Annotated in this window: 1 protein-coding gene; it reads left to right on the forward strand. The window is 59.0% G+C overall.

Features of this window, described 5'->3' with window-relative positions:
• Window positions 1-588, forward strand: a 588-nt coding sequence (locus tag NKJ26_RS33495) for a Ulp1 family isopeptidase (RefSeq protein ID WP_352700134.1), incomplete at both ends; no start/stop codon positions are given.

Raw genomic sequence — 588 nt, forward strand, 5'->3', positions numbered from 1 at the left:
ATCAGAACGGTAACGACACAGCCGACTTCCTGTTCGTGCCAGTGAGCGATGGCGGTAAGACTCTTGCGGAGCGCGGCACCCATTGGTCGCTGCTGTTCGTTGATCGCAGCGACCGGGAACGGCCGGTTGCCTATCATTATGACTCCTACAACGGATGCAATGACACGCTTGCAAAAGAGCTCGCAGAAAATCTGGGCGCCAGCCTGGAGACCCGCGTGGGCGTATCCCGCATCGCCCAGCAGAGCAACGTGGTGGATTGCGGAGTCTACGTGGTGGACGGCACGCGGGCGCTGGTTGGGCGATTGCAATCGCAGCCAGATAACCTGAACCTCAACAACCTCGTCGTCAATCGGCAGGCACTACAAACCCGCCTCAGGGGTGACAATACATTCGGAACGGCAAATAATCTCACGAACTTTGAACTCATGGACCGACAGGCCCGAGACGCGGTTAAGGAAAGCCCCGTTGGGACGTTTCACCAGCAGATCAAGCGGCTCGGCCAGTCAGCGCCAGACGTTGCTCCCGGGGACCCATTTAAATCTCAAAGTCTTGAGAGCAAGGGGGACGCCGCTGCGCAGCACAGCGGGC

This window comes from Mesorhizobium sp. M0152 (genome assembly GCF_040322415.1).
Lineage (GTDB): Bacteria > Pseudomonadota > Alphaproteobacteria > Rhizobiales > Rhizobiaceae > Mesorhizobium.